General features: G+C 68.4%; 22 protein-coding genes. 13 read left to right on the forward strand and 9 right to left on the reverse strand.

The features are described 5' to 3' along the window. Nucleotides 1–327 precede the first annotated feature (327 nt). Nucleotides 328–1,713 (reverse strand): 3-phosphoshikimate 1-carboxyvinyltransferase, encoded by a 1,386-nt coding sequence (gene aroA, locus BM286_RS08520; protein ID WP_092921127.1) that lies wholly within the window; start codon nt 1,711–1,713, stop codon nt 328–330. Between the two features lie 163 nt (nt 1,714–1,876). Between aroA and BM286_RS08525 the strand changes: the two genes are divergently transcribed. Continuing rightward, nucleotides 1,877–2,413, forward strand: a complete 537-nt coding sequence (locus BM286_RS08525; RefSeq protein ID WP_092921128.1) for a multiprotein bridging factor aMBF1 — start codon at nt 1,877–1,879, stop codon at nt 2,411–2,413. A gap of 37 nt (nt 2,414–2,450) precedes the next feature. On the opposite strand, the gene BM286_RS08530 is transcribed toward BM286_RS08525, so the two are convergent. Next, on the reverse strand, nt 2,451–3,278 hold the full coding sequence (locus BM286_RS08530) for a DICT sensory domain-containing protein (RefSeq protein WP_092921129.1): 828 nt from the start codon (nt 3,276–3,278) through the stop codon (nt 2,451–2,453). Between the two features lie 162 nt (nt 3,279–3,440). On the opposite strand from BM286_RS08530, the gene tpiA reads away from it, so the two are divergent. From tpiA to BM286_RS08555, 5 genes are all read left to right on the forward strand, one after another. Beyond that, nucleotides 3,441–4,085 (forward strand): triose-phosphate isomerase, encoded by a 645-nt coding sequence (tpiA, locus tag BM286_RS08535; RefSeq protein ID WP_092921130.1) that lies wholly within the window; start codon nt 3,441–3,443, stop codon nt 4,083–4,085. Between the two features lie 193 nt (nt 4,086–4,278). Further along, nucleotides 4,279–6,198: a molecular chaperone DnaK gene (gene dnaK, locus BM286_RS08540; protein ID WP_092921131.1), complete on the forward strand. Its 1,920-nt coding sequence runs from the start codon at nt 4,279–4,281 to the stop codon at nt 6,196–6,198. 82 nt (nt 6,199–6,280) lie between these two features. Beyond that, nucleotides 6,281–7,453: a molecular chaperone DnaJ gene (dnaJ, locus tag BM286_RS08545; protein WP_092921132.1), complete on the forward strand. Its 1,173-nt coding sequence runs from the start codon at nt 6,281–6,283 to the stop codon at nt 7,451–7,453. Nucleotides 7,454–7,537: 84 nt separating this feature from the next. Continuing rightward, nucleotides 7,538–7,858 carry a cupin domain-containing protein gene (locus BM286_RS08550; RefSeq protein ID WP_092921133.1) on the forward strand — a complete coding sequence of 107 codons (321 nt, stop codon included), beginning with the start codon at nt 7,538–7,540 and terminating at the stop codon, nt 7,856–7,858. Between the two features lie 122 nt (nt 7,859–7,980). Beyond that, nucleotides 7,981–8,742 carry an acyl-CoA synthetase family protein gene (locus tag BM286_RS08555; protein ID WP_092921134.1) on the forward strand — a complete coding sequence of 254 codons (762 nt, stop codon included), beginning with the start codon at nt 7,981–7,983 and terminating at the stop codon, nt 8,740–8,742. A gap of 24 nt (nt 8,743–8,766) precedes the next feature. Here BM286_RS08555 and BM286_RS08560 read toward each other — a convergent pair whose 3' ends face one another. From BM286_RS08560 to aglJ, 6 genes are all read right to left on the reverse strand, one after another. Next, complete coding sequence (locus tag BM286_RS08560; protein ID WP_092921135.1) at nt 8,767–10,101, reverse strand: ABC transporter ATP-binding protein; 1,335 nt, start codon at nt 10,099–10,101, stop codon at nt 8,767–8,769. After that, a complete protein-coding gene (locus tag BM286_RS08565; RefSeq protein WP_092921136.1) occupies nt 10,094–11,164 on the reverse strand; it encodes an ABC transporter ATP-binding protein in 1,071 nt (356 codons plus the stop codon). The genes BM286_RS08560 and BM286_RS08565 overlap by 8 nt, the downstream gene beginning before the upstream one ends. Further along, nucleotides 11,164–12,348 (reverse strand): ABC transporter permease, encoded by a 1,185-nt coding sequence (locus tag BM286_RS08570; RefSeq protein ID WP_092921137.1) that lies wholly within the window; start codon nt 12,346–12,348, stop codon nt 11,164–11,166. The genes BM286_RS08565 and BM286_RS08570 overlap by 1 nt, the downstream gene beginning before the upstream one ends. A 14-nt stretch (nt 12,349–12,362) precedes the next feature. Next, a complete protein-coding gene (locus tag BM286_RS08575; RefSeq protein WP_092921138.1) occupies nt 12,363–13,337 on the reverse strand; it encodes an ABC transporter permease in 975 nt (324 codons plus the stop codon). Nucleotides 13,338–13,379: 42 nt separating this feature from the next. Continuing rightward, complete coding sequence (locus BM286_RS08580; RefSeq protein WP_092921139.1) at nt 13,380–15,305, reverse strand: ABC transporter substrate-binding protein; 1,926 nt, start codon at nt 15,303–15,305, stop codon at nt 13,380–13,382. Nucleotides 15,306–15,748: 443 nt separating this feature from the next. Beyond that, a complete protein-coding gene (aglJ, locus tag BM286_RS08585; protein ID WP_092921140.1) occupies nt 15,749–16,705 on the reverse strand; it encodes an S-layer glycoprotein N-glycosyltransferase AglJ in 957 nt (318 codons plus the stop codon). Nucleotides 16,706–16,886: 181 nt separating this feature from the next. Between aglJ and BM286_RS08590 the strand changes: the two genes are divergently transcribed. Next, nucleotides 16,887–17,267 carry a DUF7522 family protein gene (locus BM286_RS08590; protein WP_092921141.1) on the forward strand — a complete coding sequence of 127 codons (381 nt, stop codon included), beginning with the start codon at nt 16,887–16,889 and terminating at the stop codon, nt 17,265–17,267. A gap of 24 nt (nt 17,268–17,291) precedes the next feature. Here BM286_RS08590 and BM286_RS08595 read toward each other — a convergent pair whose 3' ends face one another. Continuing rightward, nucleotides 17,292–17,651, reverse strand: coding sequence for a response regulator (locus BM286_RS08595; protein ID WP_092921142.1), 360 nt, complete (start codon nt 17,649–17,651; stop codon nt 17,292–17,294). Nucleotides 17,652–17,822: 171 nt separating this feature from the next. Here BM286_RS08595 and BM286_RS08600 point away from each other — a divergent pair, with 171 nt between their 5' ends. The 6 genes from BM286_RS08600 to BM286_RS08625 all read left to right on the forward strand — a co-directional run bounded on the left by BM286_RS08600 (nt 17,823) and on the right by BM286_RS08625 (nt 22,520). Then, nucleotides 17,823–18,854, forward strand: coding sequence for a phosphate signaling complex PhoU family protein (locus tag BM286_RS08600; RefSeq protein ID WP_092921143.1), 1,032 nt, complete (start codon nt 17,823–17,825; stop codon nt 18,852–18,854). An 88-nt stretch (nt 18,855–18,942) separates the two neighbouring features. Further along, the gene (locus BM286_RS08605; protein ID WP_092921144.1) at nt 18,943–19,125 is read left to right on the forward strand and encodes a DUF7525 family protein; all 183 of its coding nucleotides are present in this window, start codon (nt 18,943–18,945) and stop codon (nt 19,123–19,125) included. Between the two features lie 73 nt (nt 19,126–19,198). Then, nucleotides 19,199–19,426: a DUF7123 family protein gene (locus tag BM286_RS08610; protein ID WP_092921145.1), complete on the forward strand. Its 228-nt coding sequence runs from the start codon at nt 19,199–19,201 to the stop codon at nt 19,424–19,426. 91 nt (nt 19,427–19,517) lie between these two features. Beyond that, complete coding sequence (locus BM286_RS08615) at nt 19,518–19,949, forward strand: CoxG family protein (protein WP_092921146.1); 432 nt, start codon at nt 19,518–19,520, stop codon at nt 19,947–19,949. Then, nucleotides 19,946–20,752 (forward strand): nitrilase-related carbon-nitrogen hydrolase, encoded by an 807-nt coding sequence (locus BM286_RS08620; protein ID WP_092921147.1) that lies wholly within the window; start codon nt 19,946–19,948, stop codon nt 20,750–20,752. Before BM286_RS08615 ends, BM286_RS08620 begins: the two co-directional genes overlap by 4 nt. 751 nt (nt 20,753–21,503) lie before the next feature. Next, on the forward strand, nt 21,504–22,520 hold the full coding sequence (locus BM286_RS08625; RefSeq protein WP_092921148.1) for a presenilin family intramembrane aspartyl protease PSH: 1,017 nt from the start codon (nt 21,504–21,506) through the stop codon (nt 22,518–22,520). Nucleotides 22,521–22,835 lie beyond the last annotated feature (315 nt).

Here is a 22,835-nt window from a genome sequence, read left to right on the forward strand (position 1 = left end):
CGCTCCTCGGTCGCTCACTTCGTTCGCTCCCTGCGGTGCTTACGTCGCCTACGGCGGCCTCGCGGCTGCCCCTTTGAATCCCACCCGACCGCGACCGCACCACCGGAAGACGGTCCTGCTCGCTCCCTTCGGTCGCTGCGCAGGCTGCGACTTCCTTACTCCCGCTCGCTCCCTCTGGTCGCTCGCGGGACCGCGCCTCACGCCTCCCCAGCCTCGTCGCTCACGCCCTGCGGGCGCTCGCGACTCCCTCGCACGCGCTCCTCGCGGCCGCCACGGGCGGCCCCTCGGAGGCGCGCGCCACCGCACCGCCATTCGTTTGTGAATGAACTATTCGATCACGCCCTCGCGCTCGACGTCCATCCCGAGGTCGGCCATCGCGTCGAAGAAGCCCGGGAAGGAGACGTCGACGTGCTCGGCGCCCCGGATCGTCGTCGTTCCCTCGGCCGCCAGCGCAGCGACCGCGAGCGCCATCACGATCCGGTGGTCGCCTCGGCCGTCGACGGTCGCGCCCGCGAGGTCGCTCTCGGAGCCGTGGACCGTGAGCACGTCTGATTCCTCCGTGGTCTCCGCGCCGAGCGTCCCGAGCTCCTCGGCCATCGCGGAGACGCGGTCGGTCTCCTTGTACCGGACGTGCTCGCAGTTCTCGATCCGGGTGTCGCCGTCCGCCACGGCGCCCAGCGCGGCGATCGTCGGAAGCAGGTCCGGCGTGTCACCCACGTCGACGGTCACGCCGGAGAGATCGGCGCGCTCGACCGCTATCTCGCCGGCCTCGCGGTCCCAGTCGACGGGCGCGCCCATCTCCTCGACGACCTCGACGATGGCGGCGTCGCCCTGCGCGCTCGGCCGCGCGCCCTCGATTCGGACCGTCTCGCCGGGTTCGGCCGCGACCGCGCCCGCGCCGAGCAGGTACGAGATGGACGAGAAGTCGCCGGGGACCGCGTACGTCCCGCCGCTCGGCGCGTAGGTCTGGCCGCCCGGGACGGAGAAGCCGGCGGCGCCGGCGGCGCCGTCGAGCGGGTCGCCGGCCGCGTCGACCGGGGTCGCCTCGACGCCGAAGTCGGCGAGGAGTTCGAGCGTGATGTCGACGTACGGCGCGGATTTGAGGTCGGTCGTGAGCTCGACCTCGACTCCCTCGTCGATGACCGCGCCCGCCATCAGCAGCGCGGTGACGTACTGCGAGGAGACGTCGCCCGGGATCGCGACCTCGCCGCCGGAAAGTGGGCCCGAGACGACGAGCGGCGCCTGCCCGTTGCCGCGGGTCGACTCCGCGCGGACGCCGAGCTCGCCGAGCGCGTCGAGGAGCGGGCCTTGCGGCCGCGAGCGCAGCGACCCGTCGCCGGTGAGCACGCTGGTGCCGTCAGCGAGCGCGGCCGCGGCGGTGACGAGCCGCATCGTCGTCCCGGAGTTCGCGCAGTCGATCACGTCGTCGGGGACTCCGGGGCGCCCGCCGAACCCCTCGACCGCGAGCGCATCGGCGTCGTCCGGGATCTCGGCGGGTCGGTCGCCGCCGCGCTCGCTCCCGGCAGGCGCGGCCGACCCGCCGAACGCGGCCACGGCGCGAGCGGTCGCCCGCGTGTCGGCGGAGACGAGCGGCGACTCGACGGTCGCGCCGCCGCTGTAGCCGGCCGCGAGCAGCGCGCGGTGCGTGTAGCTCTTCGACGGCGGCGCGCGGGCGGTCCCCCGGAGGTGTGAGCGCGTGACGTGGACGTCCATACCCACTCTGCCGGCCGCGGCGACAAGTGGGTACCGGCCGCGGCACGATTGCGCTCGGTGCGGCACCGAACTCCGAGCGCGGTCGACGCGACGGCCGAACGGAACCGGGTCCCCGCGGCGCCGCGGCACACCCTTTATATCACCGGGAGCGTTAGCGACGCGTATGCCCCAGTGTGAGATGTGCGGCGCCGACGAGGCCTCGTTGACGACGACGAAGGTCGAAGGCGCCGAACTGGAGCTCTGTAGCTCGTGTACGGACTTCGGCACCGAGGTCCGCGACGAGTCGACGGGCTCCGGCGGCGGCAAGTACTCCACTAGCTCCAGCACCGGGACGTCGTCCTCGTCGTCCGGCTCGTCCGGCTCGTCGAGCAGTTCCGGAAGCTCCGGCGGCTCGACCCGTCCCCGCGACATGTTCGACGACATGGACGAGATCGCCACCGACTACGACGAGCGGATCCGGGAGGCGCGTGAGTCGCGCGGGCTGAGCCAGGAGGAGCTGGCCGACCAGCTCAACGAGAAGGCGAGCCTCATCCGCAAGCTCGAACGCGGTGACACGCTCCCGACCGACGAGGTCCAGCGCAAGCTCGAACGCGCGCTCGACATCTCCCTGGTCGAGGGGCAGTCGGCCGACGACGCCGACTGGGAGACCGACGACGCCGGCACGATGACGCTCGGCGACGTGGTCAAGCGGAAGGACTGACGCGCGGACCGACCGGCCCGGTCACCGCCGGGCCGCGCTACTCGCTCTCCTCGCCGCCCGCGTCGCCCCTCGTCGCGCCCTCTCCCGGAACTCCGGTCCCGTCAGCGTCCTCGGCGGCCCGAACCCCGTACCGCTCCGTGAGGTAGTCGATGATGTAGTCGACGGTCTCCGGGTCGTAGCTCCAGAAGCCGTAGAACTCGCCCGGCGCCCGCTCCTCGGCGAGCAGCGCGCACTTCGCCTCGTCGTAACCGCCCCCGTCGTAGGCGACGAACCAGGTCTCGCGCAGCTCGGCGGTCCGACCCGTGTGAACGGTGTAGTGGTCCGTCTCGGGCGCCTCGCCCTCGGCGGCCGCGTACGCGTGTACGTCCAAGTCCGCCTTCTCGCCCAGCAGGTCGTACGTCTCCGACTCGCCGCTGAGCACGTCGAGCGTCTGGAACCCCGCGTGGAGCTCCCCGTTCCCGACCCGCCACGCGCGGTCCTCTATCTCCCGCGACGCGGCGACCATGTCCTCCCGGGAGTAGGAGGTGAACATCGTCTCGTCGAGGTGGTCCAACACCGGCCGTCCGACGCGGTCGCCGGCGCCGCCCCGCGCTCGGGGCTCGCCGTCTCCGGCGCTGGAACCCTCCGTCTCGTCCCCGCTCGGCCGCGACAGGAGGTCGTCGACGGTCGCGGCCGTGACGAACTCCCCGTCCCGCGCCAGCACGGCGAACTCCTCCGGCCCCGACGCGGTCTGGTCGGCGACGATCCGGACGTTCCGGTCGGCGAAGTGCCGTCGGAGCTCGTCCGTCACCGCCGGGTCGGCGTTGAACACGGTCAGCGTGGCCTCGTGAGCTTCCACGCCCGCGATGAGCTCGATGAGGGACATCTCTTGTCGGACCCACAGCGTCGGGGTATAAGGTCGTTTCTGCTCCGGAGGCCGGGAGCGCTCCTCGGAACCGAGGCTCGCGGGTGGGTCGTTGGGACGACGACTCGCCCGGGAGCGCCGCGAACCACGAAGCTATTTGCGCCGCGCCGCCCGAATGCGCGTATGTTCATCCTGGTGAACCTCAAGGCGTACCCGTGCGATCCGATCGACGTCGCGACCGCCGCCCGCGACGTGGCCGAGGCGTCCGGCGCGCGGATCGCGGTCTCGCCGCAGGCCGCCGACCTCGCCCGCGTCGCGGACACCGGCGTCGAGACGTGGGCGCAGCACGTCTCGCCGAACGCCCACGGCTCGCACACGGGGTCGACCCTCGCCGAGGCCGCCGCCGATAACGGCGCCGAGGGGACGCTGATCAACCACTCCGAGAAACGGCTGAAGCTCGCGGACATCGACGGCTCGGTCGGGGCCGCCGAGCGAGCCGACCTCGAGACGATCGTCTGCGCGAACAACCCGGCTCAGGTCGGGGCCGCCGCCGCGCTCGGTCCCGACGCGGTCGCCGTCGAGCCCCCGGAACTCATCGGCGGCGACGTCTCCGTCGCCACCGCCGACCCCGGGATCGTCGAGGACGCCGTCGCGGCCGCCGAGGCCGTCGACCCCGCGGTCGACGTGTTCTGCGGCGCCGGCGTCTCGACCGGCGAGGACGTCGCGACCGCCGGCGACCTCGGCGCCGCCGGCGTGCTGCTGGCCTCCGGCGTCGCGAAGGCCGACGATCCCGAGGCCGTGCTCGAGGACCTCGTTAGCGGGATCTGAGTCGCCGGCACGGATCGGTCCGGCGACCGCTTGCGTCTCGACCGGCCGCGAAACGCCGCTGCGTTTGCGGATCTGTATAAAGACACCGATGTGAGCGACTCACACGATCGAGAAACCGCACGACGGCAGCGACTTTTATCTCCCGGTGGGATCGCGCCGTCTAGTAACCTTTAACCGAAACAAGCCGCTACCTATGAGCAAGATGGCGAGCAACAAAATTCTCGGTATCGACCTCGGTACCACCAACTCCGCGTTCGCGGTGATGGAGGGCGACGAGCCCGAGATCATCGCCAACGCCGAGGGCGACCGGACGACGCCCTCGGTCGTCGCGTTCGCCGACGACGACGAGCGCCTCGTCGGCAAGCCGGCGAAGAACCAGGCCGTCCAGAACCCCGACCGCACGATCCAGTCGATCAAGCGGCACATGGGCGAGGACGGCTACTCCGTCGAGATCGGCGACGAGGAGTACACGCCCGAGCAGGTCTCGGCGATGATCCTCCAGAAGATCAAACGCGACGCCGAGGAGTACCTCGGCGACGACGTCGAGAAGGCGGTCATCACCGTTCCCGCCTACTTCAACGACAAGCAGCGGCAGGCGACGAAGGACGCCGGCGAGATCGCCGGCTTCGACGTCGAGCGCATCGTCAACGAGCCGACCGCCGCCTCCATGGCGTACGGCCTCGACGACGAGTCCGACCAGACCGTCCTCGTCTACGACCTCGGGGGCGGTACGTTCGACGTGTCTGTCCTCGATCTCGGCGGCGGCGTCTACGAGGTCGTCGCCACGAACGGGGACAACGACCTCGGCGGCGACGACTGGGACGAGGCGCTCATCGACCACCTCGCCGACGAGTTCGAAAACGACCACGGGATCGACCTCCGCGACGACCGGCAGGCGCTCCAGCGGCTGAAGGACGCCGCCGAGGAGGCGAAGATCGAGCTGTCGAACAAGAAGGAGACCACGGTCAACCTCCCGTTCATCACCGCGACCGACAGCGGTCCGGTCCACCTCGAACAGTCCGTCACCCGCGCGACGTTCGAGAACCTCACCTCGGACCTCATCGAGCGTACCGTCGAGCCGACCGAGCAGGCGCTCGAAGACGCCGGCTACTCGAAGTCGGACATCGACGAGGTCATCCTCGTCGGCGGCTCCACCCGGATGCCGCAGGTCCAGGAGCAGGTCGAGGAGCTCGTCGGCCAGGAGCCGAAGAAGAACGTCAACCCCGACGAGGCGGTCGCGCTCGGCGCGGCGGTTCAGGGCGGCGTGCTCTCCGGCGACGTCGACGACATCGTTCTGCTGGACGTGACCCCGCTCTCGCTCGGTATCGAGGTGAAGGGCGGCCTCTTCGAGCGGCTCATCGAGAAGAACACCACCATTCCGACCGAGGAGTCGAAGGTGTTCACCACGGCCGCGGACAACCAGACCTCCGTCAACGTCCGCGTCTTCCAGGGGGAACGCGAGATCGCCGACGAGAACGAGCTGCTCGGCGCGTTCCAGCTCTCCGGCATCCCGCCGGCGCCGGCCGGAACCCCGCAGATCGAGGTCTCGTTCAACATCGACGAGAACGGTATCGTCAACGTCGAGGCCGAAGACCAGGGCTCGGGCAACGCCGAGTCGATCACCATCGAGGGCGGCGTCGGCCTCTCCGACGAGGAGATCGAGGAGATGCAAGAGGAGGCCGAGAAGCACGCCGAGGAGGACGAGGCCCGTCGCGAGCGGATCGAGGCCCGAAACGAGGCCGAGACGACGATCCAGCGCGCCGAGACCCTCTTAGAGGAGAACGAGGAGGAGCTCGACGACGACGAGCTCGTCGCCGACATCGAGGCGGCCATCGAGGACGTCGAGGACGTGCTCGAAGACGAGGACGCCGACACCGACGAGATCGAGTCCGCCACCGAGGCGCTCACCGAGGAACTCCAGGAGATCGGCAAGCAGATGTACGAGGGGCAGGCCGCACAGGCCGGTCCCGGTGGTGCCGGCGGCGCCGGTCCCGGCGGTATGGGCGGTATGGGCGGCGCCGGTCCCGGCGGTGCGGCGGGCCCCGGCGGTGCCGACGACGACGAGGAGTACGTCGACGCCGACTTCGAAGACGTGGACGACGACGAGGAGTAACCCTCTCAGACCCGGTTCTCGACGTTTCGACCCCGTCGCTTAAACCGACCGACCGATCAACACCATTCAACGAACGCAACGCATGAGCGAAGATTTCTACGACGTCCTCGGCGTGTCACGGGACGCCAGCGAGGAGGAAATAAAGAAGGCGTACCGCAAGCAGGCCGCCGAACACCACCCGGACGTCAGCGACGACGAGAACGCCGAGGAGCGGTTCAAGAAGATCCAGAAGGCCAAGGAGGTGCTCACCGACGAGCAGAAGCGGAAGCAGTACGACCAGATGGGCCACGATCGGTTCACCGAGGCCGACAAGCGCGGCGCGACGGGCGGGGGCGGCGGTCCGGGCGGCGCCGGCGGTCCCTTCGGCGGCGCGGGTGGCGCCGGGGGCGCCGGCGGGTTCGAGGACATCTTCAACCAGTTCTTCGGCGGGGGCGGCGGTCGCGGCCGCGGCGGCGGTGGCGGCGGCAACCGCCCGCGACAGGGGCGCGACCTCAAGACGGGGCTGACCATCGACCTCGAGGAGGCGTTCGCGGGCGCGACCAAGGAAGTCACGCTCACGCGACCGACGACCTGTGCCACCTGCGACGGCGCCGGTCATCCCCCCGACGCCGACGTGGAGACCTGTTCGCAGTGTAACGGCCGCGGACAGGTCCAGCAGGTTCAACAGACGCCGCTCGGGCGCGTTCAGCAGACGTCGACGTGTCCCCGCTGCGGAGGCGAGGGCGAACTGTACAGCGAGGACTGCCCCGACTGCGGCGGGGACGGCGTCGTCCGCGAGGAGGCGACGCTCTCGGTCGACATCCCGGCCGGTATCCGCTCCGGACAGAGCCTCCGGATGGAGCGCGAGGGCGCTCCCGGCGAGAACGGCGGTCCGAAGGGCGACCTGCTCATCGAGGTCGACGTCGACGTCGGCGACCGGTTCGAGCGCGACGGCGACGACCTCCGCGTCAACGAGGCGATCTCCTTCCCGCAGGCCGTCTTCGGTGACACCGTCGAGGTGGAGACGGTCGACGGCAGCGTCGAGATGGACGTGCCGGCGGGCACGCAGAGCGGCGAAACGTTCCGGCTACAGGGGAAGGGAATGCCACGACTCCGTCGACGCGGGCGCGGCGACCTCTACGTTCAGGTCGGCGTGGTCGTCCCCGAGTCGCTCAACGAGGAGCAGCGCGAGGCGCTGGAGGCGTTCGCAGAGGCCGGCGGCGAGGACATCGATGTCGGCGGCGGCTTCTTCGAGAAGCTGAAGAGCTCCTTCTGAGCGGCCTCGACCGATCTCGGTCTCCGTCTCGCCTCGCCTTCCGCGGCCCGTAGCTTTTCCGTCTCTCGGCCCGTCCGCTAGACCATGGGCTACGACACGGCGGCCTACGACGACGTCGAACCGCGCGCGCCCGGCATGTACTTCCTCCGTGACGCGCTCGACTGCGAGCGCCTCGGCGTGACCGTCGTCGAGGCCGACGACGGGTGGGAGGGAATGGAACACGACCACGCCGACGCCGACCATGAGGAGGTGTACGTGCTGCTCCACGGCGAGGCGACGCTCACCGTCGACGGCGACGCCGTCGAGCTCGCTCCCGGTGACGCGGTCCGCGTCGACCCCGGATCCGCGCGCGACCTCGTCTTCTCGGCCGACGGTTCGAAGATGATCATCGCCGGCGCACCCTGACGCCGGCTCAATGATCGTCATCGCCGGCGCACCCTGACGCCGGCGTCGACTCGACCGCGTTCGGCCGCAGCTCCGCCGGCCGACGCCGCAGCGTTAAGGCTTGTCCGCCACGAGGGTCTCGTATGGATCTCGTCGGCGACCTCCTCGCGCGCGACCGGCGTACCCGGGACACGGCGCTCGGTACGCCGGACGGACGGGAGCGAACCTATCACGACCTGATCACGAACGGCTACAAGGCGGCGAACGTGCTCCGGTACCTCGGCGTCCGGGGGGGTGCGACCGTCGCCGTCGACCCGACGCCGGGGTTCCACACGACGCTCGCGTTCCTCGGCGCGGCCGCCGTCGGCGCGCCGGTCCGGTTCGACCCGGAAGCGGGGATCGAGGCGGGCGACCGCGTCGTGCTCGCGCCGGTCGCAACCGCGGCCGACCTCGATCCGGCACCGGGTACGAACCTCGCCGCGTTCGGCGGATCGCCGGAGCGGGCCGACACCACGCACTGGGAGCAGGAGCTGTGGAGCGAGAACCCGGGGACGCCACCGAGCGAGGTCGGTCCCGCGGACGCCGCCATCGTCGGACCGAACCGGGAATTCAGCCACCGCGAGCTGTGTTCGCTCGCCGCGGCCGCCGTCGAGGAGGCCCGACTGAACGAGGGGACGCGCGTGGTTCTCCGTCGACCCCTCTCGGACCCCCCGGCCGTCGCGGCCGGCCTCGTCGCTCCGCTCTCCGTCGGTGGGACCGCCGTGCTCGCGTCGCCGCGCGCCGACGGCGAGGCGGACGACGACGCCGACGAACCCCGCGGCGACGTGGCGGTGGCTCCGGCGGATGTGGCCGTACCAGAGCCGCGACGCGTCGATCCGGCGTCGCTCGCGTCGGCGGCCGAATGACCGTCCCCGATTCGGACTCCCGAATCAGTCGTCCGCGGGGTTCGGCTCCGCCGGCACTCGCTCTCCGTGTCGCAGGCAGGCGGACTCGTGGTCGGGGGCGTGAACCGTCCGTTCGGGGACGGTCTCGGCGCAGGGCGTCCTGATCGCGTCTGCGAGGACTTCCCCCGCTCGCTCGGCGTCGTCCTCGAACAGGTGTTCGATCGCCTCCGAGAGCGTCCGTTCGAGGTCGGGGTCGTCGACCGTCTCGCCGATGTCGAACTCGTGGCGGATCTCCTCGCGGACCGCCGATTCCGTCGGTTCCGTTCCGCCGGCCGCGAGGTTCTCGCGGATCTGTTCGACGTCGACTTCGCCTGCGGCGACGTTGTCGCGGAGGTTCAACAACCCCCGCCAGTCCTCCTGGTCGATGTCGACGCCCTCCGGCTGGATCACCTTGTGACACCGCGTGTGGAACCGACAGCCGCTCGGCGGGTTCGTCGGGCTCGGCACGGTGCCTTTCAGCTCGATACCGCCGACTTTCGACCGCGGGTCCGGCGTCGGTATCGACGATAGCAGCGCCTCGGTGTAGGGGTGCTGCGGGTTCGTGAAGATCTCCTCGACCGGCCCGATCTCGACGATCTCGCCGAGGTACATCACGGCCACGCGGTCGCAGACCTGCCGGATTACGGACATGTCGTGGCTGATGAACAGCAACGACAGTCCGAACTCCTCTTGGAGGTCGTTGATCAGCGAGAGGATCTCCGCCTGGATGGAGACGTCGAGGGCGCTCACCGGTTCGTCGGCGATGATGAGGTCCGGATTCAACACGAGCGCCCGGGCCAGCGCGATCCGCTGCTTCTGGCCGCCGGAGAACTCGTGGGGATACCGGTCGAAGTCGCTCGCCGAGAGCCCGACGCGTTCGAGTAGGTCCTCGACGATCGCACGTCGTCGGTGGCGGTCGTTCATGCCGTGGACCTTGAGGAGTTCACCGACCGCGTTCCCGACCGACATCCGCGGGTCGAAGCTGGATGACGGGTCCTGGAATATCATCTGTGCGCCCCGCCGGAACTCCATCAGCTCGTCGTCGTCGAACTTCGTCACGTCGTTGGGATGCGTCCCGTCGGAGTTCCGCGTCGCGCCCTCGCGACCGTTCCCGTTGAAGATGACCTCTCCCGAGGTCGGCTCCTCCAAGTGGATGACCGAACTCGCCGCGGTCGACTTCCCGCAGCCGGACTCGCCGACGAGCCCGAGGGTCTCGCCCTCCGCGATGTCGAAGCTGATCCCGTCGACGGCGCGGGCGGCGCCGACCTGCCGGTTGAAGATACCCTTCCGGATCGGATAGTGCTTCTCCAGGTCGCGGACCGACAACAGCGGCTCAGTCATCCGCGGGCCCCACCTCGCTTTCGCCGTCGGTCGGCGCGGTTCCGTCCCCGTCGATCGGCCCGAACTCGTCGTTCCGGACGATCGAGGGGTTTCCGCCCGGGCCGTAGTGGACACAGGAGACGCGTTGGCCCGGCGCTACCTCCACCTCCTCGGGCTGTTCGCCCGTGCGGCACGCCTCCTCGGCGTACTCGCACCGCGGCGCGAACCGGCACCCCTCCGGCGGGTCGTATGGGTCCGGGAGGGTTCCCGAGATCCCGCCGCCGGTCCCGCCGAACTCCGGGAGACACTCCAACAGCTGCTGGGTGTACGGATGCCCGGGGTGATCGAAGATGTCGAGCACGCCGCCCCGCTCCATCACCTTCCCGGCGTACATCACGACGATCCGGTCGGCGATCTCCGCGACGACGCCGAGGTCGTGCGTGACGAACAGGATTCCCATCTCGAACTCCTCCTGGAGGTCGTCGAGGAGCTTCAGGATCTGCGCTTGAACCGTCACGTCGAGCGCGGTCGTCGGCTCGTCGGCGATGAGCAAGTCGGGGTCACCGACGAGTGCCATCGCGATCATCACGCGCTGTTTCTGTCCGCCGGAGAACTCGTGGGGATAGTCGTCGAAGCGCGAACTCGCGTTCGCGATCCCGACGCGGTCCATGAGGTCGACCGCCCTCGCGCGGGCCTCGTCGTCGGAGACGTCCTGATGGATCTGAAGCGCCTCGACGATCTGCCACCCGACGGTGTAGCAGTGGTTCATCGCCTCCTGCGGGTTCTGGAAGATGTGCGCGATATCGTTGCCCCGAATCTGCCGGAGCTCCGACTCGGGGAGCGACAGCAGGTCGCGCCCCTTGTACCGGACGGTCCCCTCGATCTCGCCCGGCGGCGTGTTGATGATCCTGGTGATCGACTCCGTCGCGACCGTCTTGCCGGACCCCGACTCGCCGACGATACAGACGGTCTCGCCGGTGTCGACGCTGAAGTCGATCCCGTCGACCGCGGTGAGGGTTCCGTTGTCGGTGCTGAACGTCGTCGTGAGGTTCTCGACCTCGAGTAGTGGTTGATCGGCAGACATTATCCGTTCTCGGCCTCCGCTTCGGGGTTCAACGCGTCCAACAGCGCGTCGCCGAGGAAGTTGAACGCGAGGATGGTCAGGAACAGCACGATACCGGGCGCTAACACGATCCACGGGGCGAACGAGAGGTCGCTCCGGCCGGTGGCGATGAGCTGTCCCCAGGAGGGAACCGTCGAGTCGCCGACCCCGAGGAACGCGAGCTGCGCCTCCGCGAGCAGGAAGCCGGGGATGAGCAGCGTGAGCTGCGTGATGATGCTGCTCGCCGCGTTCGGCACGACGTGCCCGCGGATCACCTGATACGTGCTCGCGCCGCTGATGCGGCTCGCCTTGATGAACTCCTCTTCGGAGATGGACAGCGACTTGCTCCGGATGTACCGGGCGGTGCCGCCCCAGGCGAACAGCGAGAAGACCACGATGAACATGCCCAGCCCCGCGCCGTAGATGTAGAGGATGAGCAGGAACATCAGGAACGTCGGGAACGAGAGGATGATGTCGACGAACCGCATCATGATCTCGTCGACCCAGCCGCCCGAGTACGCGCTCAGCGTGCCGAACGTGATCCCGATCGTGGCGACGATGGTCGTCGTGATGAACCCGATCTGCATGCTGATCGTCATCCCGTAGACGATCATCGTGAACACGTCCTTCCCGCCCCCCGTGGTTCCGAGCGGATGTTGCCAGGTCCCGTAACACCGACCGTTCATCACCTCGCCGACGCAGGTCGCCGGCGTCGTGTCCGCGACGGAGGTGAACACCGGCGGCTGGTAGGCGATGAGGAGGTCCTGCTGTGGCGCGTTCAGGATCAGCGGTCCGACGATGCCGCCGACGAACACGACGCCGAGCCAGCCGAGGCTCACGACCGCCGGCCGGTTGCGCCTGAACTCCTTCCAGTAGTACCGCGTCATCCGCGGGTTCTGGTACAGCGGTAAGACGAGGTACCAGAACGCTAAGAACAGCGTGAAGATGAAAAAGAAGTCGAGCGTCTCCAGATTCTGCTCGAGGCCGATAAACTCGAACGTCGGAGTCCGCTCACCGAGGAACTGCCAGTCGTACACGCCGAGCAGCGCGAGCGGGATCGTCGTCAGCAGCATCCCGAGCGAGTTGACGGACAGGTCGAACCGCCCCGACCGCGAGAGGTCGTTCCAGTCGACTTGATCGAATCGTTCGGATTTCTCAGTAGCCATTGTTCTCCGTTGTGTTACCTGTCATCGTAGCTGATCCGCGGGTCGAGCACGGTGAACACGAGGTCCTCGATGAGGTTCCCGATGACGGCGACGAACGTGAAGAACAGCGTCGTCCCCAGTACGAGGTTCGTGTCCTGTTGGATCAGCGCGTTGTACGTCAACCGTCCGAGCCCGGGGATACCGAACACGACCTCGACGAGCAGCGACGCGCCGAGGAACAGCGCGAGGAGCTGTCCGACGAGGGTCGTCGAAAGCGGGACGAGCGTCGGCCGCATGACGTGGTAGGCGTACGCGCGGAGCGGTGATACTCCCTTCGCCTTCGCCGTCTTCATGAAGTCGGCGTTCTGGAACTCCGCGGACTCGTTCCGGGAGACCCGCATGACGGCGCCGATCGATCCGGTGACCAGCACGAACACCGGCAGCGTCAGCTGGATCGCGTTCTGAACGCTGAACACCGGAACCTCCGGCTTGTAGATGACCGGTATCCACTCCAGCCACACCCCGAAGATCAACAGCAGGATGATCCCGAAGAAGAAGTTCGGGATGGCGTAGCCGAAGAAGGCGAACCCGGTCGCCGCGTGGTCCTTCCAGCTGTACATGTTCGCTGCGGAGTAGACGCCGACGAGCGGCCCGAGGATGATCGTGAGGATCGTCCAGGGGATCGAGTACTGCGCGGTGTAGTACAGCGCGTTCGTGACCGCCTCGGTCACGGGCATACTGGTGCTCACCGACCAGCCCCAGTCGAGCGTGTAGACGTTCCGGAGGAAGTCCATGTACCTGACGTACAGCGGCTCGTCGAGCCCGCGCAGCTCGCGGACCCGCTCGGCGGCCTCCGCCGGGTCGCCCCCCTGGAGCGCCGCCTGCGTCGCCGCCCGCCGGACGGCCGGGTTCGGGGCGGCCGAGAGCAGCAGGAACGTGACCGTGACGATGATGAGCGATACCACTGCCGCCCAGAGGACCCGAGCGCTAACGTATCTTCCAAATCCCATGTGATGTCTAAACTGGTGAGGTGAAAACGGGGTGATTCGGGCTTACTCGTCCGTCGACGGGTAGAACTGGGACCAGCGGGGCTGCCACGTGAAGTGCGGCGACGCGAGCCCGCGGTAGACGCCTTGGATGAGGTCCTGCTTGCTGATCGCCGCCGCCATCGCCTGGCGGAACGGGACCAGCTGGAAGAGGTTCCCCGGACCGGCGCTCCAGCCGTTCGCGCGCTGGTTCACGGAGATGATCGTGTTGTACGGTGTCGGGACCTGAAGGACGTCGACGTTCTCGTTCTCTTGGTACGACTCGTACTGCTCCGGCGGAATCGCGGCCGCGTCGGCCTCGCCGGTCCTGAGCGCACCGAGGCGGGAGGCCTGCTCCCGAACGACGCTGATCGAGGCGGACTCGAAGTACGGCCCCTCCGAGAACAGGTCGGGCCCCTCGTCGATGTCGCGGAGGTAGTACTCGTCGTTACGGGTGTACTCCGTTCCGGAGCCACGGTTCCACGCCGTGAGCTCGAACGCGCCGAGGTTCCCGGCGAACTGGAGTTCGAGCAGCTCCTCGTCCTGCTCGAGACCCTGGACGTCCTCCTCCTCGACGTACGGCTGGAGAAGGTCCTTCGGGATCGGGTACAGGAGCGGGTCGTACGTCTTGGGCCACAGGATGTTCGGGGACTCGAGCGTCGCCTCGAACTGGAACTCGCCCGTCTGCTCGACGGTGACGCCGTCCCAGCTGGTCGACGCCGCGGTGGGCGCCCAGTCTGCCTGGTGGAGCTCCTGGATAAGGTAGACGAAGTCCTCGGCGGTGACCTGTCCGTACGGCTCACTGAACTGGAGGTTCTCCCGCACGTCGAACGTCCACACCTCGCCGTCCTCGGTGGACATGTCGTACAGCAGCGGGAAGACGTCCTGGTTCTCGTCGAACGTGTACCCCTGGTCGAGCGCGCGGGCGATCGCGGTCCCGGCGCCGTTCTCGGTGTTAAACAGCGGGTTCAGGGTGGTGAACCGCGCCGAGGTGACCGTGTCGTAGGAGCCGCTGACCTCCGGCTCGCCCTCGTACCACGCGGGCAGGTCCCAGCCGTTCGAGAAGTTCTCGATCGGCCCCTCGAGCTCGGGGTTGTAGCCGACGAGGTCGTCGCTGAACAGCAGGGTGATGTACGGCTGCTCGTAGGCGATGTTCTCGAAGATATCGACGAACGCCTGCTGGAGCTCTTCCACGCTCGACGCCTGTTGCGCCTGATCGAAGAGCTCCTGCGCGTCGAACTGCGGGTAGTAGCCGACCGGGTTGTAGAACGCGGTGGCGCCGTCGAAGAACGCCGAGTTCGTGAGCGGGTTAAGCGGGTAGGTGTTCAGCCCGAACACGATGGACATGTCCCACGCCTGGTTGCTCGTGACCGACTGCGGGCCGGGGTTCGTCGGCGTCGGGTTCTCCCACGTGACCTCCTCGCCGTCGACCGTGTCGGTCCCCCCTTGGGGCTCGGCCGTCCAGTACTCGTTGTTGAACCGCGTGCCGTCGATGGCCTCGACGATAACGTTGATTCCGAGGTTCTGGCCGAGTTCCTGCGCGATGAAGTTGGCCGTCAGCTGCGAGGTCTCCTGCCCCGTGCTGTGGTAGATGTTGATCTCGACCTGGTCTCCGTCGGGGTTGACCATCGTGTCCCCGTCGAAGCTGTAGTCGTACTCCGACTGCTCGAAGGCGCGCTCAGCCAGCGTGTGCGCGACGTCACGACCGTAGAGGGGGTCCACACCGAACTTCGGGAAGTCGGGGAGTTCGAGCTGGTTACCCCCGCTGCCGGAGCCGCCCTCGGAGCCGTTCATTCCGTCGGAGCCGTTGCCGCCGCCGGACCCGGAGCCGCCCCCGCCGTTTCCGGAACAGCCGGCGAGCGTTACCGCGCCGGCGAGGCCGAGCGCAGAGAGCCATTCTCGCCGGTCGATATGCCGGGAATCATCACGATCCTCAATGTTTCGCCGTGGCATACCGTGTAGTACGAGCGTGTGTATAAAAAACTTCAGACTTCGGGACAGTTGTCAGGGACGTTCATCTTACATTCGTCTTGACAGTCCTCTTATTAGAAGGTGAATTCGCACTCTATGTACGCGTCTCTTCGTGTGTCTGAGATTTTTCCCGATATTTCTGCCTAGATTTAACTTCTATGCTGCTAACCGCCGTCCAGTCCGACGTACGAACCGCTTCGATACGACCCACGGACCGCTCCCGGGATCGCACGTGACTCGTCCCCGACTATCCCACCGCTTTTCGCTGCGCCCGATCGCGTCGATCGACGTTTCACTCGTTCGCCGGGCCGGTCAGGGGCGGTGACGCCGTCGGTGGAGTAGTTCCGCTCCGCTCGCCCGCACGACGGCCCCGCTCGGTTCTCCAGTTCACTCTCGGTTCTCCAGTTCACTCTCGGTTCTCCCCTTTACTCGCCGTCGTCGGCGGACGACTCCGTCACCGCCTCGTCGCTGATCGCCCGGTCGTACCGCACGATCTGCTCGCGGTGAAGCGAGTAGATCATGTCCGCGAGCACGCCGAACACGAGCAGTTGGATCCCGAGAATGGTCGCGCCGACCGCACCGACGGCGATTATTTCGTGACTGATCCCGAACGCGAGGTATCGGTAGAGGACGAACGCCCCCAACGCAAGCCCCGCCGCGGTCGACGCCACGCCGACGCTCCCGAAGTAGAACAGCGGGTTGTTCGTCTTCGCCTTCCGGTACAGCTCCAGGAATATCACGCCGCCGTCGCGGATCGGATGGAGGTTCGTCGCGGACCCGCCGGGGCGTTCCCGGTACGTGATCGGCACCACCTCGACCGAGACGCGGTTCTTGACGCACTCGACGGCCATCTCTGTCTCGATGCCGAACCCGTCGGCGGTGAGGTGAAGCCGCTCGAACGACTCGCGGGTGAACGCGCGGTACCCGGAGAGGATATCCCGGTAGCTGTTTCGGTGGATCGCTCGGAACGCGGCGTTGATCAGGCGGTTCCCGATCCGGTTGAGGCGGCTCATCGCGCCCGGACGCATGTCGGCGAACCGGTTCCCGATAACGTGGTCGGCCTCGCCGGCGAAGAGCGGTTCGAGCATCGCGGCCGCGTCGTCGGCGTCGTAGGTGGCGTCGGCGTCGGCCATCAGGACGTACGGCGCCTCGACGTGGTCGCGAACCCCCTCCCTGACGGCCTGCCCCTTCCCCCGTCCCGACTGTTCGACGACGCGAGCGCCGGATTCGCGGGCGATCGACTGCGTCTCGTCCGTCGAGCCGCCGTCGATCACGAGGACGTTCTCGAACCCGACGTCGCGGAAATCATTGACGACGCGTGCGACCGTCTCGGCCTCGTTCATCGTCGGCAACAGGACGCAGACGTCGTCGTGGTCGGTCATCAGACGAGCGATCACGGGGGAGTCGGTAAACTCTGTCCCTCCCCGTCGACGCCGGTTCGGCCTCGCTCGGTACCCACCCCGTCTTCGGGGCGAACGTCGGGCGTACATCGCCTTCGGCGCTGGCGGCCGCGTCGCTGCGGCCACCCACACGCTCATGTACGTGAGTATTGATCATGGTTGTATGTCCCACCCACCGGACGAACGCGTCGACGAACTGCTCAGCGCCGCCCGCACGGCGACGGGGGATGAGCTGCGGAGCCTCACGTACTTCACTCGGGACGACGTCGAGCAGCTGTACCTCCGCAGCGACCTGAGCCGGACCGCCGACCTGGTCGGCTTCGCGGAGAACGAGCGCCACGGGTTCCACGCGCAGTCGATGTACGCCGACACCCAGCTCGGCGACTACCTGTTTACCGTTCGGGTGTTCGAGAACGGGTACCTCACGCGGGTGATCGCCAACGATCACGGGACGTGGGTGACCACGGACTCGATGGAGATGGACCGGTTCGAGGAGCTGGCGAGCGCGCTCGCCTCGATCCTCCGGCTGTTCGACCCGGCCTGACCCCGCGCCGACGCGGCCCGGAAGCTACCCGAGGTGGCTCTCGAACTCGCTGACCAGCTCCGCGGCGTCGACCGGCTTCGTCACGTAGCCGTCGGCGCCCGCCTTCACCGCCTCCATCATCTTCTCCTGCTGGTCGACGCTCGTACACATCACGATCACCGCGCCGGGCCAGCGCTCCTTGATCGCGGCGGTCGCCTCGATACCGGTCATCTCCGGCATCACGACGTCCATCGACACCGCGTCCGGCTCGTACGCCTCGAAGAGCTCGACCGCCTCCGCGCCGTGTTCCGCCTCGTCGACGACCTCGAATCGGTCCTCCAGCGCGTCCCGCACGACGGTCCGCTGGAAGGAGGAGTCGTCGACGACGAGTACCCGCTCGGTCATACCGATCGTCCCGGTCTGACCGACATAAGCGCGCGGATCGCTCGGCGCGGCGACCGCTCCGTCCGGTCGGCCTCCGCCCGGCGTCGGCAGGCGGGTATCCCTTGTATATCCGATAAAACATATAATGAACATGGGAACAAGGTTAAGGTCTATCCCGCGATACGATCGCGTATGGAAACGCGGAAGGTCCAGCGGTTGGGGCCGTCGACGCTGGCGATGACCCTCCCGGCCGAGTGGGCGCAGGAACACGGCGTGAACAAGGGCGACGAGGTGTCGCTGCGGATGGGCGGCAAGGGGACGCTCACGGTGCTTCCCGAGTCGGTGAGCACGGAGGAGTCGGAGGCGGTGATCCACGCGGACGGGCTCGACGCGCGCTCGCTCGAGCGCGCGATCGTGGCGCAGTACGTGCTGGGACGGCGCGTGATCCACGTCCGCAGCGAGGGCGCGCTCGACAGCGAACACATCAACGCGGTGTACAAGGCGGAGACCCAGCTGATGGGCCTCGGCGTCATCGAGGAGACGCCGGAGGACATCTCGATCCGCTGTTCCGTCGATCCCGAGGACTTCACCCTCGACAACCTGCTCGAACGGCTGGAGAACACCGGGTCGACGATGCGGGGCGAGGGCGTGAAGGCGCTCGCGCACGGTAACCCCGACCTCGCGCAGCGCGCGCTCAACCGCGAGCGGCAGGCGAACAAGATATTCGTCCTCCTGCTCCGGCTCATCTTCACCGCGTACCAGAACCCGAACCTCGCCCGCGCGGTCGGCCTCGAGGAGGGGTTCCCGCTGATCGGCTACCGCTCGGTCGCGAAGAACCTCGAACTCACCGCCGACAACGCGGAGGACATCGCCGAGATCGTGATGGAAGCCGAGGGGCACACCCTCGACGTCGACAGCGCGACGATGCGACAGATCCGCGAGTTCACCGATCAGGTGGACGACCTGACGGCGCTCGCGGTCCGGGCCGTCGTCGAGCGCGACTACGACCTCACCGTCGAGTGCCGCGACCTGTTCTCGCGGCTGGAGGACCGCGAACAGGAGATCCTCGACGAGCTGCCGAACGACCTGGACAACGAGACGCTGCTTATGACCCGCGAGGTGCTCGTCAGCCTCCAGCACACCGCGGAGTACGCCATGCGGAACGCCGAGATCGCGGCGAACCTCGCGCTCAACGAGGCGTCGGAACACGTCGAGATCATCTGACCCCGTGGCGGCGTCAGCGCTCGTCGCTCGCGCCCGACCGCGTCGCGCGGTTCGCATGAACTAAGTGGCCCCCCGCGAAGCGGTTCGTATGAGCGAGGGTTCCATCGAGTCGGACAAGGAGGTCGGCGTCGCGCTCGCGCTCGGCGCCATCGCGTTGGTCGGTGCCGTTGTGATGGCGGCGTACCCCGGGCAGCTGGGGAAGGCGTGGGGGTTCGCGGGCGCGTTCGTCTTCGCGACGCTCGCCGTCGGCGCGGTCCAGCTGTTCGACTGATCGCGACGCGGACCGGCCGATCGGTCGTGAAAAACGAGAAACCGTTAAGGATGTCAGACGCGTATATCCGGCAATGAGCGAGTACACCGAGGAGGAACAGCGGATCCTCGCGTACCTCACGGACAGCGTCACCCGTGGCGAGCGGTACCTTCGCTCGAAGACGATCGCCGACGCGATCGGTCTCACCGCGAAGCAGGTGGGCTCGCGGCTCCCCCGGCTCGCCGAGAAGTCGGACGACGTCGACATCGAGAAGTGGGGCCGCGCCAAGTCGACGACCTGGCGCGTGACGCCGGACGGCTGAGGACGCGACCCGGCCCCGACGCTGTCGCCGCGTTCCCCGCACCCGACTCCGCCGACGCGCATTTTTAACCCCCGTAGCCCCAAACGGAGGTATGACCGTTCGAGTCTCCCGGACGTTCGAGTTCGACGCGCCGCCGGCCGACGTGTGGGCGTTCATCTCGGACGCGGAGCAGCGCGCGGACGCCATCAGCGTGGTCGACTCCTTCGAGGTCCACGACGACGGCAGCGCGACCTGGCACGTCGCGCTACCGATACCGATGATCCGCTCCACGATCGACGTCGAGACGGAGGACGTGGAGCGCGACCCCCCGAACCGAGTGAAGTTCGTCGGGAAGTCGCGGGCGTTCCGCGTCACCGGCGAACACGAGATCACCGAGACCGACGACGGCGGGTGCCGGCTCGCGAACGAGTTCGTCGTCGACGGGCGCCTCCCCGGCGTCGAGTCCTTCTTCAAGCGCAACTTCGACGCCGAACTGGACAACTTGGAGGACGCGCTCCGCGCGTCGCTGGCCTCGCCCGCATGAGGCTCGCCGGCGTCCAGCTGGCGGTCGAAGGCGGCGAGGTCGAGGAGAACGCCGAGCGGGCGCTCGACCGCGTCCGGGCGGCCGCGGCCGACGGCGCCGACCTGGTCGTCCTGCCCGAGCTGTTCGACGTGGGCTACTTCGCGTTCGACGCGTACGGCCGCGCCGCGGAGAGCCTCGTCGGCGACCGGCTCGCCCGGTTCGCGGCCGCGGCCGACGACCACGACGTGGCGGTGCTGGCCGGCACGGTCGTCGAGGACCTGTCGGCGTCGGCCGCGGACGAGCTCGACGTGCCGGCCGAGTCCGGACTCGCCAACGCGGCCGTGTTGTTCGACGCGGACGGCGAGCGCAGGCTCGTCTACCGGAAGCGCCACCTGTTCGGGTACGGCTCCGAGGAGACGGACCGGATGGTCCCCGGCGAGCGGACGCCGGTGGTCGAGCTCGGGGGCGTCACCGTCGGGGTGACGACCTGCTACGACCTCCGGTTCCCGGAGCAGTTCCGCGGGATGGTCGACGCGGGCGTCGAGTGCGTGCTGGTGCCGAGCGCGTGGCCGTACCCGCGGATCGAACACTGGCGGACGCTCGGCCGCGCGCGGGCCATCGAGAACCTGACGTACGTCGCCGCCGTCAACGGGAGCGGCCGGTTCGGCGACGACGCGCTCTGCGGCCGGAGCGCGGTGTACGACCCCTGGGGGACCGCGCTCGCGTCGGCCGGCGACGAACCCGGGGTCGTGACCGCGACGGTGGACCCCGAGCGGGTCGCGGCGGTCCGCGAGGAGTTCCCCGCGCTCCGCGACCGCCGCTGAGTCGGCGTCTGGTACGGGAAGCTGCCGGTTCGCGGTCTCGGTGACCCCGTCGCCCGCCTCCGCGAACGCCGCCCGGCGCCGGCATCACGCGTCCGTCGGTAAGCGCGTCCGTATCTCGCGCCTCCGGATCTCACACCTTTATACGCCTGAGGCACGTACCGGTGCTTGCCGAAGACCGACGCTTTTCTCGTTGGGATTCGGCGTTAACCGATCCGCGCGCCCGTCCCGACCACCCGGGCGGCGACGCCGAGGACAGCCTGGGGGTCCGCTGTCCGGCCCGCCGCCCGCCGCCTCTCGCCGCCGCTTCGCCTTTCGCCCGCCTGCCCTTCCCACTTCCACCCCTCTCCCCTTCCACCGACGCCCAGTCGCGTCCCCTTCCGATGTACGCAGTCGTCGCTGTCTCCACGACGCACTACCGAACTCCGGACCGATTCGGGGACGACGCGGCGGGACTCGCCTCCTTCGCGCGCGAATATCTCTACTGATAATTCGGCCGGTAGGTTCTTACGTCGCTCGGCGGAGGAAGCAAACGCCGCGGACGAATCCGACTGGCCCCACCCCGTTCCGGGCGGGCCGGTCGGCCACTCGCTTCCACCGTCCGTCGTCCGTCGGCTTGGGTTCGGGTCCACCCGCTCCCACACCGAGCCCGAACCCCTTTCGGTACGTGCCTCGCTTCACGGACAGCGACCGCCGTCGGAGCGCGGGGCCGAAGCGCAAGGACGAAACCCCGGGCCGACGAACCGACGGTCGAATGTTCCCCCGCGAGTACCGCGGCGTCGCCTTCGTGGTCGGGCTGTTCCTCGTCGTCCAGGTGGGCGCGCTGGCGCTGGTCCCCGAGTTCGCCGCGAGCGGCTATCAGGCGGTCGAGAACCCCGACAACCCCGCGAACAGCGTGCTGTACGTCCTCGCCATCGTCGCGATGACGGGCGTGATGCTGGCGGCGTTCCGGTACGACTTCGACGGGGCGATCCGGCTGTTGATCGTCGGCGTCTCGGCGTGGCTCTCGTGGTACGTCTTCTCCGCGCTCGTCTCGCCGCTCGCGGCCGCCGTCCCCGCGGTCGCGGTCGGCGTCGGGCTGCTCGTCCACCCCGAGTGGTACGTGATCGACGTCGCCGGGATGTTGATGGGCGCGGGCGCCGCCGGGCTGTTCGGCATCTCGTTCGGGCTGCTGCCGGCGCTCATTCTGCTCGCCGTCCTCGCCGTCTACGACGCGGTCTCGGTGTACGGCACCGAGCACATGCTGTCGCTCGCGGAGGGCGTGATGGACCTGAACATCCCCGTCGTGCTGGTGATCCCGTTGTCGCTGTCGTACTCGCTGCTCGACGGCGAGTCGGCGAGCGACGAGGCGTCCGGGGTGGGCGAGGAGGCGGAAACGGACGGGGAGCCCGACAGCGGTGCCGATTCCGACATCGACGACGGGTGCGACGACGGAAGCGACGCCGCCGAACCCACCGAAGGCGGCGACCGCGACGCCTTCTTCATCGGCCTCGGCGACGCCGTCATCCCGACGGTGCTGATAGCGAGCGCGGCGACGTTCTCGCCGGCGGCCGACCTCGCGGTCCCGCTCCTCGGCGTCAACCTCCCTGCGCTGCTCGCGATGGTCGGCACCCTCGCGGGGCTGCTCGTGCTCATGCGGTGGGTGATCCAGGGGCGGCCGCACGCGGGCCTGCCACTTTTAAACGGCGGCGCGATCGGCGGCTACCTGATCGGCTCGCTCGTCGCCGGCATCCCGCTGATCGAGGCGCTGGGGCTCGCGGGCTTCTTTTAAATAGATTCGGGCGTCCGATAATTTGTTTATAAACTAGTGAGCGTCACGAACCCCCCGAAGCCCCAGCCGGGAGGGCGGCGCGCGCTCGCTGTCGTTCGAGACGCCGAAGGCGTCTCGTGATAACGAGAGAGCGAAGCTCTCTCGAACCACGCTCCTCAGTCGCTCACTCCGTTCGCTCCCTGCGGTGCTTACGTCGTCATCAGAACGCTTCGCGTTCTGATTGGCTCACGAGAGCGAAGCTCTCGTGAACGCCTGCGCCGCCCTCCCGGCTGCCCCTTCGAGTCCCGCCCGACCGCACAGCAACCGCGCCTCACA

Origin of the sequence: Halorubrum sodomense (assembly GCF_900111935.1) — an archaeon.
GTDB lineage: Archaea > Halobacteriota > Halobacteria > Halobacteriales > Haloferacaceae > Halorubrum > Halorubrum sodomense.

Coding starts and splice junctions, on each gene's coding strand:
- tpiA (WP_092921130.1), top strand. CDS start 3,441: ATGTTCATCCTGGTGAACCTCAAGGCGTACCCGTGCGATCCGATCGAC.
- BM286_RS08560 (WP_092921135.1), bottom strand. CDS start 10,101: ATGACTGAGCCGCTGTTGTCGGTCCGCGACCTGGAGAAGCACTATCCG.
- dnaJ (WP_092921132.1), top strand. CDS start 6,281: ATGAGCGAAGATTTCTACGACGTCCTCGGCGTGTCACGGGACGCCAGC.
- BM286_RS08600 (WP_092921143.1), top strand. CDS start 17,823: ATGGAAACGCGGAAGGTCCAGCGGTTGGGGCCGTCGACGCTGGCGATG.
- dnaK (WP_092921131.1), top strand. CDS start 4,279: ATGAGCAAGATGGCGAGCAACAAAATTCTCGGTATCGACCTCGGTACC.
- BM286_RS08615 (WP_092921146.1), top strand. CDS start 19,518: ATGACCGTTCGAGTCTCCCGGACGTTCGAGTTCGACGCGCCGCCGGCC.
- BM286_RS08605 (WP_092921144.1), top strand. CDS start 18,943: ATGAGCGAGGGTTCCATCGAGTCGGACAAGGAGGTCGGCGTCGCGCTC.
- BM286_RS08550 (WP_092921133.1), top strand. CDS start 7,538: ATGGGCTACGACACGGCGGCCTACGACGACGTCGAACCGCGCGCGCCC.
- BM286_RS08590 (WP_092921141.1), top strand. CDS start 16,887: ATGTCCCACCCACCGGACGAACGCGTCGACGAACTGCTCAGCGCCGCC.
- BM286_RS08580 (WP_092921139.1), bottom strand. CDS start 15,305: ATGCCACGGCGAAACATTGAGGATCGTGATGATTCCCGGCATATCGAC.
- aglJ (WP_092921140.1), bottom strand. CDS start 16,705: ATGACCGACCACGACGACGTCTGCGTCCTGTTGCCGACGATGAACGAG.
- BM286_RS08525 (WP_092921128.1), top strand. CDS start 1,877: ATGCCCCAGTGTGAGATGTGCGGCGCCGACGAGGCCTCGTTGACGACG.
- BM286_RS08575 (WP_092921138.1), bottom strand. CDS start 13,337: ATGGGATTTGGAAGATACGTTAGCGCTCGGGTCCTCTGGGCGGCAGTG.
- BM286_RS08620 (WP_092921147.1), top strand. CDS start 19,946: ATGAGGCTCGCCGGCGTCCAGCTGGCGGTCGAAGGCGGCGAGGTCGAG.
- aroA (WP_092921127.1), bottom strand. CDS start 1,713: ATGGACGTCCACGTCACGCGCTCACACCTCCGGGGGACCGCCCGCGCG.
- BM286_RS08610 (WP_092921145.1), top strand. CDS start 19,199: ATGAGCGAGTACACCGAGGAGGAACAGCGGATCCTCGCGTACCTCACG.
- BM286_RS08530 (WP_092921129.1), bottom strand. CDS start 3,278: ATGTCCCTCATCGAGCTCATCGCGGGCGTGGAAGCTCACGAGGCCACG.
- BM286_RS08565 (WP_092921136.1), bottom strand. CDS start 11,164: ATGTCTGCCGATCAACCACTACTCGAGGTCGAGAACCTCACGACGACG.
- BM286_RS08625 (WP_092921148.1), top strand. CDS start 21,504: ATGTTCCCCCGCGAGTACCGCGGCGTCGCCTTCGTGGTCGGGCTGTTC.
- BM286_RS08570 (WP_092921137.1), bottom strand. CDS start 12,348: ATGGCTACTGAGAAATCCGAACGATTCGATCAAGTCGACTGGAACGAC.
- BM286_RS08555 (WP_092921134.1), top strand. CDS start 7,981: ATGGATCTCGTCGGCGACCTCCTCGCGCGCGACCGGCGTACCCGGGAC.
- BM286_RS08595 (WP_092921142.1), bottom strand. CDS start 17,651: ATGACCGAGCGGGTACTCGTCGTCGACGACTCCTCCTTCCAGCGGACC.